14 protein-coding genes are annotated in these 17,471 nt (G+C 57.6%); 1 reads left to right on the top strand and 13 read right to left on the bottom strand.

What is annotated here, in order from left to right:
* Nucleotides 1-2: 2 nt before the first annotated feature.
* From glmS to OZX64_RS06305, 10 genes are all read right to left on the bottom strand, one after another.
* Entirely contained in the window at nucleotides 3-1,892 is a 1,890-nt protein-coding gene (gene glmS, locus OZX64_RS06260; RefSeq protein ID WP_277172107.1) for a glutamine--fructose-6-phosphate transaminase (isomerizing), read from the bottom strand.
* 384 nt (nucleotides 1,893-2,276) lie between these two features.
* Complete coding sequence (locus OZX64_RS06265; protein ID WP_277175008.1) at nucleotides 2,277-3,101, bottom strand: amino acid ABC transporter ATP-binding protein; 825 nt, start codon at nucleotides 3,099-3,101, stop codon at nucleotides 2,277-2,279.
* A 53-nt stretch (nucleotides 3,102-3,154) separates the two neighbouring features.
* Complete coding sequence (locus OZX64_RS06270; RefSeq protein WP_277172109.1) at nucleotides 3,155-4,141, bottom strand: amino acid ABC transporter permease; 987 nt, start codon at nucleotides 4,139-4,141, stop codon at nucleotides 3,155-3,157.
* Between the two features lie 360 nt (nucleotides 4,142-4,501).
* Nucleotides 4,502-5,431, bottom strand: a complete 930-nt coding sequence (locus OZX64_RS06275; protein ID WP_277172111.1) for an ABC transporter substrate-binding protein — start codon at nucleotides 5,429-5,431, stop codon at nucleotides 4,502-4,504.
* Between the two features lie 529 nt (nucleotides 5,432-5,960).
* Complete coding sequence (gene smpB, locus OZX64_RS06280) at nucleotides 5,961-6,440, bottom strand: SsrA-binding protein SmpB (RefSeq protein WP_277146478.1); 480 nt, start codon at nucleotides 6,438-6,440, stop codon at nucleotides 5,961-5,963.
* A 131-nt stretch (nucleotides 6,441-6,571) separates the two neighbouring features.
* Nucleotides 6,572-7,945 (bottom strand): CHAP domain-containing protein, encoded by a 1,374-nt coding sequence (locus tag OZX64_RS06285; RefSeq protein WP_348519404.1) that lies wholly within the window; start codon nucleotides 7,943-7,945, stop codon nucleotides 6,572-6,574.
* Between the two features lie 101 nt (nucleotides 7,946-8,046).
* On the bottom strand, nucleotides 8,047-8,970 hold the full coding sequence (ftsX, locus tag OZX64_RS06290; protein WP_277172113.1) for a permease-like cell division protein FtsX: 924 nt from the start codon (nucleotides 8,968-8,970) through the stop codon (nucleotides 8,047-8,049).
* Nucleotides 8,967-10,451 (bottom strand): cell division ATP-binding protein FtsE, encoded by a 1,485-nt coding sequence (gene ftsE / locus OZX64_RS06295; RefSeq protein WP_277172115.1) that lies wholly within the window; start codon nucleotides 10,449-10,451, stop codon nucleotides 8,967-8,969. The genes ftsX and ftsE overlap by 4 nt, the downstream gene beginning before the upstream one ends.
* Nucleotides 10,452-10,544: 93 nt before the next feature.
* Nucleotides 10,545-11,708, bottom strand: a complete 1,164-nt coding sequence (gene prfB, locus OZX64_RS06300) for a peptide chain release factor 2 (RefSeq protein ID WP_277157076.1) — start codon at nucleotides 11,706-11,708, stop codon at nucleotides 10,545-10,547.
* Nucleotides 11,709-11,903: 195 nt separating this feature from the next.
* Complete coding sequence (locus OZX64_RS06305) at nucleotides 11,904-12,035, bottom strand: hypothetical protein (RefSeq protein WP_277146473.1); 132 nt, start codon at nucleotides 12,033-12,035, stop codon at nucleotides 11,904-11,906.
* A gap of 353 nt (nucleotides 12,036-12,388) precedes the next feature.
* Here OZX64_RS06305 and dapD point away from each other — a divergent pair, with 353 nt between their 5' ends.
* Nucleotides 12,389-13,393: a 2,3,4,5-tetrahydropyridine-2,6-dicarboxylate N-succinyltransferase gene (dapD, locus tag OZX64_RS06310; protein WP_277172117.1), complete on the top strand. Its 1,005-nt coding sequence runs from the start codon at nucleotides 12,389-12,391 to the stop codon at nucleotides 13,391-13,393.
* A gap of 217 nt (nucleotides 13,394-13,610) precedes the next feature.
* On the opposite strand, the gene OZX64_RS06315 is transcribed toward dapD, so the two are convergent.
* The 3 genes from OZX64_RS06315 to OZX64_RS06325 form a co-directional block, all read right to left on the bottom strand.
* On the bottom strand, nucleotides 13,611-14,906 hold the full coding sequence (locus tag OZX64_RS06315) for a citrate synthase (protein WP_277172119.1): 1,296 nt from the start codon (nucleotides 14,904-14,906) through the stop codon (nucleotides 13,611-13,613).
* A gap of 299 nt (nucleotides 14,907-15,205) precedes the next feature.
* On the bottom strand, nucleotides 15,206-15,982 hold the full coding sequence (gene map / locus OZX64_RS06320; protein WP_277172121.1) for a type I methionyl aminopeptidase: 777 nt from the start codon (nucleotides 15,980-15,982) through the stop codon (nucleotides 15,206-15,208).
* Nucleotides 15,983-16,307: 325 nt separating this feature from the next.
* Nucleotides 16,308-17,438, bottom strand: coding sequence for a DUF308 domain-containing protein (locus tag OZX64_RS06325; RefSeq protein ID WP_277172123.1), 1,131 nt, complete (start codon nucleotides 17,436-17,438; stop codon nucleotides 16,308-16,310).
* Nucleotides 17,439-17,471: the final 33 nt, after the last annotated feature.

The following is a 17,471-nucleotide window of genomic DNA, read 5'->3' on the forward strand; positions in this document are numbered from 1 at the left end:
GTCTACTCGACAGTGACGGACTTGGCGAGGTTGCGCGGCTTGTCGACGTCGTAGCCTTTGAGCCTTGCCACATCGAGTGCGAACAGCTGCAACGGCACCACGTCGACCAACGGGCTCAACAAAGTCGCGCATTCGGGGCGCCAGAAGACGATATCCGCGTATTTCTCGGCATCGGGGTCACCCACCTCGGCCACGGCGATGGTGAAGGCACCACGCGCCTTGACCTCTTCAATGGAGGAAATGACCTTGTTGTGCAACACGTTGCGTCCACGCGAAGACGGGACGATGACGACAACCGGCTCACCGGGCTCGACCAGTGCGATCGGTCCGTGCTTGAGTTCGCCTGCGGCGAAACCTTCGGTGAAGGTATAGGCGATTTCCTTGAGTTTGAGCGCACCTTCCAGCGCCACCGGATAGCCGACGTGGCGGCCGAGGAAGAGGAAGGATTTGGCGTTCAGCAGCTTTTTCGCGGCATCATCGACAGTGCCGGCCTGGTTGTCGAGCACCCACTGGATCTTTGCGGGCATGGCCTTGAGCTGGTCCAGAATCTGATGGATTTCGTCGCGGTAGAGCGTGTTCTTGATCTGGGCGAAATACAACCCAAGCAGATATGCCGCCACGATCTGAGCGACAAAGGCCTTGGTCGAAGCCACCGCGATCTCGGGACCGGCGTGCGTATAGAGCACCGCATCGGATTCGCGCGGAATCGTGGAACCTTGTGTATTGCATATTGCCAGCACGCGCGAACCCTGCTCGCGAGCGTGGCGCAACGCCATCAGCGTATCCATGGTCTCGCCGGACTGCGAAATGGCGACCACCAGCGTACGTGGGGTCAGGATCGGGTCGCGGTAGCGGAATTCATGCGCCAACTCGACCTCGACGGGAATGCGCACCCAATGCTCGATGGCGTATTTGGCCACCATTCCTGCATAACTGGCGGTGCCACAGGCTACGACGATGATCTTGTCGATTTGTTTGAAGGCTTCCGGATCGACGTGAAGCTCATCGAGTTTGATCGCTCCGGATTCATTGAAACGGCCAAGCAACGTATTGCGCACCGCGGCGGGATCCTCATGGATTTCCTTGTCCATGAATGAGTCCCAGCCGCCTTTTTCGGAGGCACTGGCGTCCCAGTCTACGGTAAAACGCTTGGAATCGGTGATTGGGTTGCCGTCGAAATCAGTGACGGTGACGCTATCGCCGGAAATGCAGACCGCCTGGTCCTGGTCGAGTTCCATCGCCTCTTTGGTGTAGGCGACGAACGCGGCGACGTCCGATCCCAGGAAGTTCTCGCCATCGCCGAGGCCGATGACCAGCGGGGAATCATGGCGGGCGCCGACGACAATTTCGGGTTGGCGGACGTCAACGGCCAGAATGGTAAAAGCCCCGGAAAGCATACGTGCCATCCGTCGCAACGCCTCGAACAGGTCGGGCTTGCCGGTTTCCTTGATGATGATATTGGCGATCTTGCCCAGCAGCTTCGCGGCCACTTCGGTATCGGTGGCGGAGAGGAAGGTATAGCCTTCGGCCTGCAGGTCGAGCCGCAGTTTTTCGGCGTTCTCGATGATGCCGTTATGGATGATGGCGATCTTGCCGTCCTGGCTGGTATGGGGGTGCGCGTTGACGTCGCTCGGCTCGCCGTTGGTGGCCCAACGGGTGTGACCGATGCCCACGGTCGCAGCCGGCATAGGACTGCGTTCGAGGTCAGAGGCGAGATTGGTCAGACGACCGGATTTCTTGCGCACGGCTACGGCTTCCATACCGGGTGCCGCCAACGCGACGCCGGCGGAGTCATATCCGCGGTACTCAAGACGTTTGAGCCCCTGCATGCACACTTCCAACGGTTTCCCGCAAGCGGTCTCATTTCCTGCAAATCCAACAATTCCACACATAACGTTCCAGTCTACGTGATGCCCCTTAAACGCGACAGTACCCCCGCGAAAGTTTCACCATTCCCAATATTCCCAGATCGTCTTCAGCATTTACTCATCAAAGAGACTAACTGACGTACTTGGGGCTGGGATATACAATGTCCGACACGCTCCGGGCCGCTCAGGCCAAGTCTTTACGGTCTGACATCGCATATCCCAGCCCCAAGCACTCAACCTAAATCTAATTAGAAAGCATAATTATTTATCAATCTTAATCGTTGAGTGGTTGGGCGGAGATATGCAATGGTCGGGCGTAAGACACGGCCGAGCGGCCAAGGAGCGTCCCGAACATTGTATATCTCCGCCCAACCGCGTCAGTCAGAAAACCACTGGAATCGAAATCACTCAGAGGACGTGGCTGAGGAAATCCTTGAAACGGGGCTCTTGCGGATTGTCGATGATTTCGGGACCGCCATGCTCTACGACCACGCCGCCGTCCATAAAGACGACCTGGTCGGCCACTTCGCGGGCGAATCCGATTTCATGGGTGACCACAATCATGGTCATGCCGGCGTCGGCCAACGAACGCATCACCGTGAGCACCTCGCCCACCAGCTCCGGGTCAAGTGCCGAAGTCGGCTCGTCGAAAAGCATGATGTCAGGGTGCATCGCCAAAGCGCGCGCGATGGCGACACGCTGCTGCTGGCCACCCGAAAGCTGCATCGGATAATAATCCGCGCGATCGGCCATACCGACACGTTCCAGCTCAGCCATCGCCTCCTGCTTCGCCTTAGCCTTCGGGACCTTGGCGACATGCACCGGAGCATCCATCACGTTTTCGATCACCGTGCGATGCGGGAAAAGGTTGAAGCGCTGGAACACCATTCCGAGCTTTTCGCGTTGCTTGGCGATCTCCTTGTCGTTCAGTGTTTGTAGTTCGTCTTTGCCGCCGTGCTCGACGTGCTTATAGCCGATGAGCTCGCCGTCGACCTCGATGCTGCCGCCGGTCAGGGTTTCAAGTTGGTTGATCAATCTCAGGAACGTGGATTTTCCGGAACCGGAAGGCCCCAGAATCACCGTCACCGTGCCCGGCATCACCGTCATGTCGATGCCTTTGAGCACGTGCAGACTGCCGAACGCCTTGTGCACCTGCGTGGCTTTGACGGCAGGCACCACGGCCTTGCCTACCTCCGTTTTTGCAGTACTTCCGGCTTGCTGCCGGTCCGTCATGATTTGCGTTTTCGTTTCATTCGTCGCCATATCGTTCATCTCCATCTCGTGCCTCAAGCGTTCAACCCAAGGAAGGTCGTCTCGCCTTCATTGCCTTCAGCGACCTTGGCCGCCGGCTTCTTGCCTTCGACATCACCGTTGGCAGTGTTGTCACTCGAGCTTTCGTTGAATCCCTTGCCGAAGTACCGCTCGATCCGTGCCTGCACCACCATTAGGATGGAAGTGATGATCAGATACCAGAAGCAGGCCACCATCAACAACGGAATCGGCTTGTAGATGCGATGGGCGATGGCGTCGGAGGCGAACTGGAGTTCAAGGCTGAACGGCACTGCCGACACCAATGAAGTGGTCTTCAACATGCTAATGACCTCGTTGCCGGTGGGCGGCACGATGATACGCATGGCCTGCGGCAGAATCACCCGGCGCATGATCATGGTCCGTGGCATGCCGAGCGCCTCTGCGGCCTCGCTCTGACCGGGGTCGACGGCTTCAAGGCCGGCGCGCACGATCTCGGCCAGATACGCGGATTCGTTCAACGCCAATCCCAGCATCGCCGCAAGGAATCCGGGGGCGATGAGGTTGTTGAGCTGTTCAGTCTTCATCTGCCAGAAATTGATCTTGGTGAAGGGAATGCCGAGCGAAAGGGTCGGAATCAGTACCGCGAACAACCCCCAGAACACCAGCTGCGTGTAGATAGGCGTGCCACGGAAGAACCAGATCCAGAACCAGCTGACCCCGCGCAACACCGGATTGACGGACTTGCGCATCACTGCCAGCAGCACGGCCAGCACGATGGCGATGAGCATGGAGGTGACCGTCAGAATCAGCGTCCAGCCGATGCCGTTCAGGACATGCTCGTTGAACAGGTACTTCCAGACGGTCGGCCACTCGAAGTTGCCGTTGGTAATCATGCCATGCACCAACAGCACCGCAAGGAACGCGACGATGATACCTGCAATCAGGGAGCCGGGACGATGGACCGGCCTTGCATGGATCCGATTGGGGATGTCAAGCCCATCCGATTCATTGTTATGTACCATAATGCACCTTCCTGTAGCGTCAGGCCCGTTCGATGACATCCGACGCCGATTTGATATTCAACAACACATACAACCTACTTGCATATTATACGAAACTACACATAATTGCCTTTTATCTCAGATACAGGGCCAAACCGCATCCGTTCATACTGCCAAACAGTGATTTGTCCGTCAAAAGCCGCCGACGGCAAACTGGGCTGCCGTCCAATGGCAAACACCGGATTCTCACGGCCAGCGCAATGAGTTGTTCAAGACATGCCTCGCCATCGCATTCTCAAAGATGCACAAGAGAGACAAAATCCGACCGACATCCGTACAAGCGACGTCGATCGGACTGATTCAGCGTCATGCAGCGTCGACTTACGCCGCAAAATCGTTGATCTTGGATTCCTTGATGGCTCCGTCTTCATTGCCCCAGGACTTGAGAATCTTCATATAGGTGCCATCATCCATCAGCTTCTGGATGGCGGCCTGCACTGCCTTGGCCGTCTGCGTATCGCCCGCTTTGAGCACCACGGCCTCGGGAGTCGTGTCGAAGGTCTTGCCCAACAGTTCGAGCTTATCGCCGTTCTGCTTGACCGCATAGCCAGAGACCGGCGAATCGGCACAGAACGCATCGGCCTTGCCGGTGGCGACGTTGGTGGCCACAATCGTCTGATCCTTCATCGACTGGACATCGATGGCCTTCTTGCCGGAGGCGGTGCACTGGGAATTGAGTTTTTTGACCGTGGTCTCCTGGACGGTGCCGGTCAGCACCGCAACGCTGCTGCCGCAGAGATTGTCGGTAGAGAGCTTCTTCGGATTGCCCTTCTGGACGACGAAGGAGGAACCGACGTTGAGGAACGAAACGAACTCGCCGGCTCCCTTACGGTCGGGAGTGACGGTGAATCCGGACATGCCGGCATCGTACTTCGAGCCGATGCCCGGCAGGATGGAATCGAACTCGGCGGTGGTCGCCTCGAACTTCAACCCGAAAATGGCCGAAATCGACTTGGCCAGATCCATTTCATAGCCGATCGGGGTCTTGCCGTCCTTGTCGAGGAATTCGGCAGGTGCATAATCCGGAGAAACTCCGATGGTGAATTTGCCGTCCTTCTTGATGGAATCAGGCAACATGGCGGCGATCTTGGCATCCTTCTTGACCGAGCTGGTATTGGAGGCGCTGCTCTTCGGGGTCGCGCTCTGGTCGCTTTCGTCGGTGGTACCGCAAGCAGCGACACTGGCCAGCATCGCAGTGGCGCAGATCCCTGCCAACACGACCTTTACTTTTTGGGAAATATGCAATGACATCTTGAGTCCTCTCTGGGGCGGCACCGGATGTCCCGCTCGCTTTGACTAATTGCATAATATACTAACATACGTATTTATGCAAGATATCCATCTCAATAGATGGACAACGATGTCTGCAGCCAGTTCATCAGACACCCTGCCCGCCCTATCGCAAGCAGCAAGCCCGATATAAGGCGTGTAAGCGTCTCAAATCCTCCACTATCTAAAGTTACTGGAGCAAACACGACGCAAACAACCAACAAAGCGTCACAAAAGCTCCAACAACAACGCTTAACGGAGGAAACACGACGGAAAAACGAGACCCCACGTCACAAAAGCTCCAACAACCACGCTTAACGGAGCAAACACGACGGAAAAACGAGACCCCACGTCACAAAAGCTCCAACAACCACAACTACCGGAGCAAACACGACGCAAACCACAACAAAAGCGTCGCAAAACCTCCAGCTACAAAAATCCCGGAGGAAACGCGACGCCGACTGCCACCCAGGCGTCGCAATTCCTCCGGGATGCAAACCAACGATGCAGCCTAACGCACCAGCTTGTTCTTGTAGCGCATCGCCCGCAGCGCCTCGCGCTTGTCTTCCGCCTCACGCAGAGCCTGACGCTTGTCGTATTCCTTCTTGCCTCGCGCCAAGGCGATCTCGGCCTTCACACGGCCGTCTTTGAAGTAAAGGCTCAACGGGACGATGGTGTAACCCTTGGCCTCGGTCTGGCGGCTGAGCTTGGCGATCTGGGAGGCATGCAGGAGCAACTTGCGCTTGCGCTTGGGAGCGTGGTTGTTCCAAGTACCGTTGAGATATTCGGGGATGTTCGCGCCTTCCAGCCACATCTCGCCGTTACGGTCGATGGAGACGAATGATTCGGCCAGCGATGCCCGCCCCTCGCGCAGCGACTTGACTTCGGTGCCGGTCAATACCAGACCGGCCTCATAATGGTCTTCGATGGTGTAGTTATGCCGCGCCTTGCGATTCTGCGCGATGAGCTTCGTACCTTGTTCCTTTGCCATGCCTCTCCCCTTTTCGCCCTGTTTCCTTGATATTCGATATGCCCGACCATAGCACAAACGCGCCACCCGACGGGGCAGCGCGCTTGCATGTTCTACTTGCTGAAATTGACTGATATACCGACGTTCATTGCTCAGTGGATGAACTGGTATTTGCTGGCACCATATACATATTCATAAGCTGGGAACGTACGGAACCCGGTACCACCTTCAGAAATCCAAACGGTATCACCATTTACCTGCTCCACAATCGCGACATGTCCATAAGCGGCGCTTACCGGACGATAACCCATGGAACCGGTGATGATCGAACCGGGAGTGAAGACCATGGCATCACCGACACGCGGCGAGTTGTCGACCGCCCAGCCCATACTGCGGGCGGTAGCAGCCCATTGGCCGCCGTTGCCCATGGAGCCCGTGACCGGCTTGCCGAGCTGGTTGCGACGCATCCATGCCCAAAGCGTGCACTGACGAGGCGGATACGGGGCACGACCACCACTCCAGCCGCCACCGGTGGAAGGCCTCGATGGAGCAGGGGCCGGAGTCGGTGCGGGGCGCGAACCACCACTGTTGCCGCCTGAAGAATGCGAAGAGCCACCGGAATGGCTGTTGTTCCAAGTCTGACCAGTGGAATGCGCGTTGTAGTTCTGGTTGTAGGCAGCGGCCGCCGCCGCGGATTGCGCATCGATCTGCGCCTTCAGTGAGACCATCTGCGCCGCCGCCCTTGCGGAATCGGTGGTCAGTTGGCTCTGCTGGCTCTGCAGATAATCACGCTGGCTCATGCCTTGGGTGAGCAAGGACTGCAGACTGCTCTGCTTGGCCTGCGCGGTCTGTGCCGCCTGTTGCGCCGTGGCCGCGTCGCTGTCGGCCTGGACCTTGAGCTTGGAGATCTGATCCTCGATCGCATCAAGGCGCTGCTTGCGGTTCATGGAGGAGTTCAAGGTGTTGGCGTCTTCATCCGCGGCATTGGCCTCGCTGCGCTTGACGGCGGCCTGGGACTGCATCTTGTCCACGAAATCCTGAGTAGTAGACGACTTGGTGACCACATCCATGACCTGCGTGGCCTGTGTGGCGTGGAAACTGTCGCGCGCGACCTCGGCCACACCGGCCTTCGCGTCATCGTAGTCGATACCCGTCTGCTTGATCTTGGCCTCGAGATCATCCTTGTCTTTGATGGCGGCGTTGAGACGATCCGTAGCGGACTGAGCGGCGGTCTGCGCCTGGGTGGCGTTGCCTTGCGCATCGTCGGCCGCCTGCTGTGCCGCCGGAATCTGATTATCGGTCAGGTCGTTGAGTTCGATAATCTTATTTGCCAGATCCGAATTGACACCGGCAAGCTGAGCGCGCAGATTGTTGGTCTCCTGCTGCTTCTGCCGATAATCCCCCCATGTGGCGGCTTCGGCCGTTTCCGAGTTGACACTAAACTCCGCAACGGCGCCAGCCAGAAGCGTGGCGACGGCAAGCACCATCCCCACAAACATACGCAAACGTCGAGTGACTTTCAGCAAGACAACACCTTTCTTCAGTAACGCAATACAACCACTGTGACAAATACCTGCCACCAAGCAAGAAGTGAGTCTATCACAGTATAATAGCAGGTCCCCGGATCCTAGACCCGGAGATATCGTCGTAAGGATACCGTCGAGACGATCGCGGAAAGCAGCATCGCGCCGACAATCAGCGCCGGAGCCATCAGCCACACCGTCGCCTGATTGACGAACGGCATCCACTGCACCGTCTTGGCAAGCCAATCCGTGATGAACAATTTGACGATGGCGCTCAATGCCACACACGAGAGCAACGAGCCCAAGAGCGAGGCCAAAACCCCTTCAAGCACGAACGGCAATCGAATCGTCCAATTCGAGGCTCCGACCAAACGCATGATCTCCGTCTCGTTTTTTCTGCTTGCCGCGCTCATACGTATGGTGATCGCCGTCAGCAGGACAGCCACGACGACCATCACCCCTGCCAGAACCAACGTGACCGCAGTGCCTTTGTTGAGCACCGCGAAAACAGGGTCGAAGATCTGCCGCTGATCGAGCACCTCTTCAACGCCTTGGCTTCCTGAAAGCGTCTCCGAGACCTCCTGGTATTTGGTGGGGTCTTTGAGCTTGAGCCTCAATGAATCCTGCATATCCGCAGCCGTCAGGGTACGACCCTGGTAGATGCCGTTGGGATATTGCTTGAGGAAGGTGTTCTTATAGAAATCCTCACGGCTTTCGTACGAAATCTTCGAGACCACCTTGCCCAACTCGTCATGAATCTTGTTCTGCAGCGTGATGATCTCCTTCTGGGTCGGAGCCTTGCCGGCCGAGCAATTGGCGGCCTGGCTGGTGCCGTCAGGGCAAAGCCAGACCACGACTTCGACCTCCTTGTACCAGTCCCCTTTGGCGCGGGTGATCTGCGCCTGCATCAGGCCTGAAGCACCGATGAAAAGGAAGGAAATAAACGTGACCAGAAGCACGGAAAGAATCATCGAGACATTCTGTCTCAGACTCGTCCATGTCTCCGAAAGGATAAACCGTGCTCTCATTTGCGCTCCCCCGCGTTCTTTGCACTTGTATGGCCCGGTGCATCGTGAACCTGTTTTCCTTGCCCGTTGCCCTTGGCCATCGGCTTACGTTGCGCATCGGATTGCGACGGCGGAACCGGAGGCGCGGGCAAAGACGGCGTTCCGGTCTTCCTCCTGGCGGATTTTGCGGTATTCTCCGGTTCGCTCTCCCGCGCGAAACGTTTCGAATCTCCAGCCGTCAGCTTCTCTGCGGCATCAGCTTTCAGATGCTCCGCATGCCGTTGCGCATCAGGTTCGCTGTTGGCCGTGCGAGCGACGTTTCCGCTCTTCGCAGCTTGCGGGCTGCCGGATCCGGCGAACTTGGACTGCTTGTTTTCCGCGCCAGCCGAAGGTGAAGAATTCTTGCCGTATGCTGAACGTTGCGACTTCTTGCCCTGCCGGTCTTGGTCGGAATCGGATACGGGTTTGTTCGCACTGGTCATTTCCTCAGGCGTCAGGCCCTTGCCCCACGTCATCGTGGTTTCCGCCGGTTGGAACACCTCGCCGTAACGTCCTGTCCTGCCGGAATGCATGGCATTGGCAAGGCGGGCGATGCCCTCGTTTCCCCCGGTTCCGTTGGCTACGGCATCGGTGACGGCGTCCATGGCCTGCGTGGCCACCACGGAACGGTCGTCAAGAGGTTGATTATCGCCACCTTGACCCGATGCCGACGATATGGCTTTGACAGAGGACCGGGGACGCTTGAATTTGCTGGCGGCAGGATCGATGACCCGTTTCGCCTTCGATTCGACTTCGGCGTCCGGGAAGTATCTGGCGGAATCGTAGCTGCCCTTGGCTTCGTCGCGTACGATTTTGCCGGCATGCAGCTCGACGACGCGCTTGCGCATGGAGTTGACGATTTCCTCGTTGTGCGTGGCCATGACGATGGTGGTGCCGGTGCGGTTGATGGCGTCGAGCACTTCCATGATGCCGAGCGATGTGGTCGGATCAAGGTTTCCGGTCGGTTCGTCAGCCAAGAGAATCTGCGGATGGTTGACGTAGGCTCTGGCTATGGCCACACGCTGCGCCTCACCGCCGGAAAGCTCGTGCGGGTAGTTCTTTTCCTTACCGGTAAGGCCTACCGTCTCAAGGACTTTGGGCACCAGTGACTTGATGGTCGACCGCCTGGTGCCTATGACTTCGAGCGCGAACGCGACGTTCTGCCAGACCGTTTTGTTGTTGAGGAGCTTGTAATCCTGGAAAATAAACCCGATCGAACGACGATATTGCGGAATCTGACGGGCGTTCAGGCGACGCAGGTCGTTGCCGGCCACGCGGATTTCACCGTCCGTAGCCTCTTCCTCACGCAACAGCAGGCTTAGCAATGTCGTTTTCCCGGAACCCGAAGCGCCTACCAAAAAGACGAAATCGCCGCGTTCGATGTCGAGATTGATATGGTCCAAGGCCGGCCGTGTGCCCTTGGGATAGATCTTGGAGACCTTATCCAATGTGATCAACGCCATGATGCCGTTTCCTTACTGTTTGCCGCTCGAATTCAAGTCTAAGAACATCACTATCGCAGATTGTTCCTATTGTGCCGAAATAGCAGAAATTCTTTACTTTTTACCGTTTTCGTTGTTTTTGCCCTCGGACTGTTCAGCCTCGAGCGCGGCCTGACGACGCTGCTCGTGACGCCAGCGAATGCCCGCGTCGATGAACCCGTTGATGTCACCGTCGAAAACGGCCTGCGTCTGGCTGGTCTCGTAACCGGTACGCAGATCCTTGACCATCTGATAAGGATGCAAAACATAGGAACGCATCTGGTCGCCCCAGCTGGCCTTGATGTCACCGGCCAGTTCCTTCTTCTTCTTGGCTTCGGCCTCGTGACGGAGGACCAGAAGGCGGGACTGAAGCACCGCCATGGCGGCGGCACGGTTCTGTATCTGGCTGCGTTCGTCCTGCATGGTCACCACGATGTTGGTAGGCAAATGGGTGATGCGTACCGCGGAATACGTCGTGTTGACGCCCTGTCCGCCAGGGCCCGACGAGCAGTAGGTGTCCACACGGATATCGGAATCGGGAATGTCGATATGATCGGTTTCCTCGACCAACGGCACCACCTCGACGGCGGCGAAACTGGTCTGGCGACGGCCCTGGTTGTCGAACGGCGAGATGCGGACCAGACGATGCGTGCCGCCCTCGACAGACAGACGACCGTAGGCGTAAGGGGCATCGACCTGGAAGGTGGCCGACTTGATACCCGCTTCCTCGGCATAGGAGGTGTCCATCACCTTGGCCTTGTAGCCATTGCGCTCGGCCCAACGCATATACATACGCAGCAGCATCTGCGCGAAGTCGGCCGCATCCACGCCGCCGGCACCGCTTCGGATGGTCACCACGGCGCTGCGCTCATCGTATTCGCCGTCGAGCAACGTCTGGATCTCCATCTCGTCGAGATCCTTCTGCAAGTCATCGACGCCCTTCTGAGCCTCTTTCATCGAGTCGGTGTCGCCTTCTTCCTGGCCCAACTCGTAAAGCGTCTCGATGTCGTCGAGCCGCTGTGAAAGCGCGTTCAGCTTCTTGATCAGCCCCTGTTTGTTGGACAGTCTGCTGGTGATCTTTTGCGCGTTCTCGACGTCATCCCACAGGTTCGGCTGCGACGCCTCCTGCTCCAACTCGTCGACCTCGGACTTGAGACGCTCGACGTCCAACGCCTTTTCGATCGTCTCATATTTGGTACGCGCTTCGCCCAGCGCCTGGGAAAAATCAAATTCTGCCATTGCTTTCCACCTTATCGTTATTCACTGAAAATTCTCTGACCGTCTTTATCGGCGTCAGGCGGTCCAATGCCCGATTCCGGCAGTTCGTGCAACCGCACGGCTGCGTGGTGCATATCATGCCTTCAATGAATCCTGCGCCACAGCACCGGCCGTCTTGATTGCCGTGCCCTTGCCGTTATCATCAATGCAAAATCGTCAAAGACCCGCATATATAGCAGGAATGACCAAAGCGAGCAGCATGGCTGCGGCCACGACGATGCAGATCGCCCGCACGATGTTGCGGCGACGGCTTTCGCGGCGTTCGCGTTCTTTCCTGTAATCACTCACAATGTGTCATTGTATCGAGCGCATAGGATTAAGCCTCTACTCACTACGACTGACGTTGCGGCGATGGGATATACGATGTTCGGCACGCCCCGGACTAAGCCGCCAAGCAGGAAGTTCTGTGGACTTCCTGTAGGATCAGTGAGCGCGATCCATCGAGCGCGAAGGCAAAATCTCCGATTTTGCACAGGCCAAGTCTTTACGGTCGAGCATCGCATATCCCAGACCCCCAACTCAACGTTTTCCAATCATCAGTCCAGTAACCACCGAATCATGGGCCGTATCGGGACAAACAAGACGGCATGCGCTAGATTGGAGACATATTTATTTCAACAATTAGGCTTTAAGGAGCGAAAATGAGTGACGAACGGACGGCATGGGGCTGGGGGCTGGCCTCGATCGACGAAGCGGGCAATACGCTGGATGTATGGTATCCGCAGCTGACCATGGGTGCGGCTCCAGACGAGTCCGGACGCCCGCGCCACGGATTCGACGCTTTGATACGCACCCAAGCCGATGCCCGCGGCGTGCGCCGTCAGCCCGTATTCACCGTCTCCTCGCTGGACTCCCCCATCGTCGACGCGGCCGACGCCTACCTGCGCCTGCACCTGCTGAGCATGTGCATGGTCGAACCGAACACCATCAATCTCGACGGTATCTTCGCGGTACTCGCCAACGTCGTGTGGACCAACTACGGGCCGTTCGCCGCCGAAAACTTCGCGCTGCGCAAACTGGATGTGATGAACGCGGTGGCGAAGGCAGGCAACGTGGCAGGCGGCATGCCTACCCCCCGAGTGGATGTCAACGTGCTCGGCGTCGACAAGTTCCCGCGCATGGTCGACTACGTGGTGCCTGAAGGCGTGCGTATCGGCGACGCGGACCGCGTACGTCTCGGCGCTCATCTGGCGGCCGGCACGACGGTGATGCACGCCGGCTTCGTCAATTTCAACGCCGGCACGCTCGGCACCTGCATGATCGAAGGACGGGTCTCGCAGGGCGTCACCGTCGGCGACGGGTCGGACGTCGGCGGCGGCTCGTCGATCATGGGCACGCTTTCCGGCGGCGGCAAGCTGCGCAATTCCATCGGCGAGCACAGCCTGTTGGGCGCCAATGCCGGCATCGGCATTTCTCTGGGCGACAACTGCGTGGTGGAAGCGGGACTTTACGTCACCGCCGGCACGAAGATCACCATTCACGACAAGGCCAAGATCGCCGCGGGTGAGCCGCTGGAAGTCGTCAAGGGTTCCGAGCTTTCAGGCAAAGACAATATCCTCTTCATCCGCAATTCGGTGACCGGCACCATCGAAGCCCGTTATCGCAAGGTCGGCATCGCCTTGAACGAGAAGCTGCACAAGAACTGACAGGTCCTCAACCGTAAAGCCTGCAATGGTTGCATATGCGACGCAAAATCTAATGTTTACGTCGCATATGCAACCATTTATCGTATTTAGGCCGCGAAACAAGCCATTAGCGCGCAACATATGCAATCATGCATTTGCATATGCGACACTACACACATAATTTGCGTCACTTATGCAATATCAGCCTCAACGGCCATTCAACGCCATAACATCCGCTTCAACGTCGGTCCATCGGCACATAGTCCCGTTCGACCTCGCCGGTATAGACCTGACGCGGCCGGCCGATCTTGGTCTGCGGATCAGCAAGCATCTCGCGATATTGCGCGATCCAGCCGGGAATGCGTCCGAGCGCGAAGAGAGGAGTGAACATCGGAGCGTCGAAGCCGATGATCCGATACAGCAGGCCGGTGTAGAAATCGACATTGGGATACAAATGGCGTGAAATGAAATAATCGTCGTGTGTGGCGATGTCCTCGAGCTGGGTGGCAATGTCGAACAACGCGCGTTCATCTGCCGGAAGACGGTTGTCGACGTCGCCTCGCGCCATAAGCTGCTGAAGATAATGCTTGGCGACCACTGCCCGCGGATCATGGCATTTGTAGACGCGATGGCCGAAACCGGAAATGCGGGCGCCAGTGCCTTTCGCTTTTTCGACAAACCGGCCGACGCTTTCGCCTGAATCGCGGATGACCTCGAGTTGCTTCAGCACTGCCTCATTGGCTCCTCCGTGAAGCGGGCCGGACAGGGCGTTGACGCCGGCGGCCACCGCCGAATAGAGGTTGGCATGGGCGCTTCCTGCGATGCGCACCACGGAAGTCGAGCAGTTCTGCTCGTGATCGGCATGGATGATAAGCAGGCGTCCGAGCGCGTGAATCGACAGATCGTCCGAAACATAGGGTTCGTAAGGCACAGCGAAACACATGCGCAGGAAATCGTCGACATAGCCGCGGGCGATATCCGGGTAGAGCATCGGTTCGTCACGACGGCGACGGTAGATGTAGCTGACGATGGTGCGGGCCTTGGCCATGATGATGCGCGCCGATTCGTCCAGCTGATCCGGGTCACTGATGTCGGTGGTGTCCGGATAGAAGGCGGCCAGTGCGTTGATGGCGGATGCCAGCACGCTCATGGGCTGGGCCGTGCGTGGGAACGCGGCCATGAAACTGCGGAAATCCTCGCCCACCATCGTACGGTGGTTCAGATCGAGGCAAAACTGCTCGTATTCCGCCTTACTCGGCAACTCGCCATGCTGCAAAAGCCAAGCCACTTCGAGAAAATCAGACTGTTCGCACAGCTGCTCAATCGGGTAGCCTCGATAGCGCAAGATGGACCTCTGACCGTCGATGAAGGTGATTTTCGATTCGCATTGGGCTGTGGTCAAAAATCCGGGGTCAAGGGTGACGAACCCGTCGTTTTTAAGGCTGGAGACCACAATGCCGTCCGCCCCTTCCGTGGCTTTGACCACTGGCAAATCGAACTTGCTCGCGTCGACATTGAGTTTTGCCTCCACCATGACATTCCGCCTTCCTTTGCCGCTCTGATTCGCGGATACCGTTCGATTTTCTGCATCAACAGACAAATCCGAAAGCATTGCCGCAACCGATCAGGGATTGAACATACCTTATTTCATCAATGTAAACTGCGGCAGCCAATGTCCACGTTGCGTACATTGCCAATTTCGGGGTGGCGCTTGAGGCTGGAACGCAGGCCTTGCCGCACCTTCAAAGACAAAAGCGGCATCCGCGCTTTATATTGCGGATGCCGCTTGGCATACAAGGCTTGTCGACAAGGACCGTCGAGCCGGGCCGGCGATTACTCGCGGACGGTCAGAATCTCCGGGCCGTTGTCAGTGATGGCGATGGTGTGCTCGCTGTGCGCGCCGTTGGAACCGTCGGAGCTGCGCAGCGTCCAGCCGTCCTTGGCATCCTGATAGATCTCGTCGGTGGTCTTCATGAACCATGGTTCGATCGCGATCGTCAGGCCCGGGCGAAGCTTATAGCCGTGGCCGGCCTTGCCGTCGTTCGGGACGAAGGGATCGCCATGCATGACGTGGCCGATGCCGTGGCCGCCGAACTCCATGTTGACGGTGTAGCCGTGTTCGTGCGCCACGTCGCCGACCGCTGCGGAAACGTCGCCCAGACGATTGCCGGGCTGTGCCGCCGCGATGCCGGCCGCGAGCGCCTCTTCGGTACACTTGATCAGCGCGATGTCCTCAGGATCGGGATCCTTGCCGACCACGAAGCTCACCGCGGAGTCCCCGCACCATCCGTCGACGCTGATGGCCAGGTCGAGGCTCACCAAGTCGCCGTCCTTAAGTGCATAATCATAGGGAACACCGTGCAGCACGGCGTCGTTGACCGAAGTGCAGATGTAATGCTTGAACGGGCCGGTGCCGAAATCGGGGGCGTAATCCACGTAGCAGGATTCGGCGCCCTTGCGGCTTTCGATGCGACGGCGCACGAGGTCGTCGATCTCCAGCAGGTTGGTGCCGACTTTGGTGGTTTCCTGCAGCTCCTTCAAGATGCTGCCGACGAAACGGCCGGCCACCTTCATCGAAGCGATTTCCTTTGGGGTTTTCAATTCAATCATGCCTTCACCCTACTTCGTTCGCCCAACAAACCTGCATTCAAAAAACAATCTCGCCAACATCGAGCATGACGGCTCCTCTTCTATTGCAGCAATGACTTCTGCCCGACCGTTTCTCGTTGGTTTATGTATGGTCAGAGGCAGAAAACCGGCATAAGTGCCTCTCACCACGGTTTAAACTTAGGTTTCAATCGGGTTAGAGGCAGGAATCTTATGCTTGTGCCTCCAACGCAACAGAAACGACAGCTTACTCTTGCGTTGGAGGCACAAAAACCATATTCTCTCCGCCTCTACCACACCGATCGATGCGGCGAAATCACCTATTCCTTCAGTGTTTGCCGAAGCGGAAGGCGCGGATGATGGCCAGGATACCCATGACCACCATGGCCACGCCGGCGAAAACGACCAGTATGATCACCGACGCGAACGGCGAGAAGAGCACGACGATACCGGCGAGAATAGAGATGATGGCGTAGAAGATGGCCCAGCCGGACTTCGGCAGACGCCAGGTTTCGACCAACGCCATCACACCTTCCATGATCCAGCCGATACCGACGGTAAGGGTGACCAGAATCGTCAACATGGCCGTCGAAAGAACGGTATTCTTGAGCATGACCACGCCGCCGATCACCAGAATGATGCCGACGATGATATCAAGCACACGCCAGCCGCCCGGCAGCCCGTTTTCGGCAATCGCGCCGATGATGCGAATGACGCCCGAAACCACGAAATAGATGCCCAGGGCGATGGCCACGGCCACCAGCGTCTTGCCGGGCCAGATCAGCAGCGCCAGGCCAAGCAGCAGCGCCACCACGCCGACCACACCGTAGACAAAACGAATGGTCTTCTTCGCCTGGTTCGGCAGCCAATCCTCGGCCAGCTTGAAGGGGTTCAGACGCCACCATTCATTGCTGCCCGGCTGGGCCGACTGCTGGTTGAAACGGGGAGCGCCCGCCCCCGGTCCGCCATTGTTGGTCTGCCCGCCGTTCGGCCCGTATTGGTACTGGCCGTTCTGGTTGACGTTGGCATAAGGGTTGCCGTTCTGGTATTGCCGATTGTATTGATTGGGGTCAGCGGCATAAGGACCATAGCCGTTGTACGCAGCTTGGTTCGTGTTCCACGCCTGCCCGTTATAAGGGGGCTGGTTCGGGTTTTGACCTTGACCGTTGTAAACGTACGGATTGGCGTTGGGCCCTCCTTGCGGGGTGCCGCCTTGATCGCCGGCATATTGACCGTGATTCGGATTGCCCTGCCCTGCATTGTCGGCATGTTGAGAGGAGGAACTGCCGTTCGCGTACTGGTTCCGAGCGCCGTTCGCAGCATCGGCATTGGGCGCATAAGCCCCATATTCGGGCTGACTATTGGGTTGTCCGGTCGGCTGGCCGTTTGGTTGTTCCTGATTGTTTTCGTTGCTGTCATTCACGTTTGAATCACGCTCGTTCGCATTGTCGTCTGACATGTCGACTCCTTTTCCATAACTTTCGTCGCCGTC

The sequence above is a fragment of the Bifidobacterium sp. ESL0704 genome (assembly GCF_029392075.1).
In the GTDB taxonomy this organism is placed as follows: domain Bacteria; phylum Actinomycetota; class Actinomycetes; order Actinomycetales; family Bifidobacteriaceae; genus Bifidobacterium.